1 protein-coding gene is annotated in these 1142 nt (G+C 78.7%); it reads left to right on the forward strand.

Annotation, left to right across the window (positions count from 1 at the left end; translation table 11 throughout):
• Positions 1-1142 (forward strand): hypothetical protein (locus tag HW578_RS26850; protein WP_198373749.1); only part of this gene is annotated, 1142 nt, incomplete at both ends.

The raw sequence follows: 1142 nt of genomic DNA on the forward strand, positions 1-1142 counted from the left end.
CCCGGCCGCCGAGGCGCCCGCCCTGCGGGGCGCGGCCCCGCCCGGCGCCGATCCCGCCCCGGCTGCCACGCTGGCGGCGGGCGATGCGCTACCGGTGCGCCTGCTGCCCGGTGCGCCCGCCTTCGCTGTTCCCGCCGACCCCGAGGCGGGGCTCGCGCTGTTCCGCCGCGACGACTGGGTCTTCGCCGTCTTCGACCGGCCGCTGCGGCTCGATCTCGCGGCCCTCGCGCGGCATGCCGTGTTCGGCGGCACCACCACCGTTATCGCGGGCGAGGCGACGGTGCTGCGCCTGCGCCTCGCCCCGCCCGCCGTGCTGCAGGCGCGGCGCGAGGGCAACGCCTGGGTGATCGAGGCACGCCCCGAGGCCGCTCCCGATGCGCCGCCGCTGCGCGCCGTCCCTGAGCCCGGCCCGCCCGCGCGGCTGGCCCTGCAGGGCGGGATCGCACCCGAGGCGATCGGCACCACCCTCGCCATCACCGACCCCGAAACCGGCGAGGCGCTGCTGATCGGCACGCTGCGGCGCCCGGGCCCGGGCCTGGGCGTGGCGCGGCGGCTGCCGGAGGTCGAGATCCTGCCCAGCATGATGGGCGCGGTGGTGCTGCCGCGCTCGGACCGCGTGGTGCTACGCGCGCGCGGCGAAGGCTTCGGGGTCGAGGCGTCGGGAGGCGGACTTGCGCTCGGCGCCGCGCCGGGGCGCGACCCGCCGGCGGAGGCGCTGGCGATGTCGCGGCTGCTCGACCTGCCGGTCGCGCCAGTGCCGACGCTGATGGAACGGCTTCGCACGCAGCTGGTCGCCGTCAACGAGACGCCTCCGCTCGCGCGCGGGGTGCCGCGCCGTGCGGTTGCCGAGACGCTGCTCGCGCTCGGCATGCCGCAGGAGGCGCAGGCCATGGTCGGCCTCGCGCTGCGCGAGGATCCGCGCGCCCAGCAGGATGCGCGCCTGCTGCTGGCGCAGGGTGCGGCGGCGCTGCTCGCCGGGCGGCTCGACGAGGCACGGGTGCTGGCCGATCTACGTCTGCCGGCAAGCGATGAGCTGACGCTGTGGCGCGCGCTGCTGTCGGCGGCGCAGGGCGATGCGCGCGCCGCCGCCCCCGCGCTCGCGGCCGGCGCGCCGTTGGTGCTGGCCTATCCCGAGGCGCTGC

The sequence above is a fragment of the Roseomonas rosulenta genome (assembly GCF_016106005.1).
Classification (GTDB): domain Bacteria; phylum Pseudomonadota; class Alphaproteobacteria; order Acetobacterales; family Acetobacteraceae; genus Neoroseomonas; species Neoroseomonas rosulenta.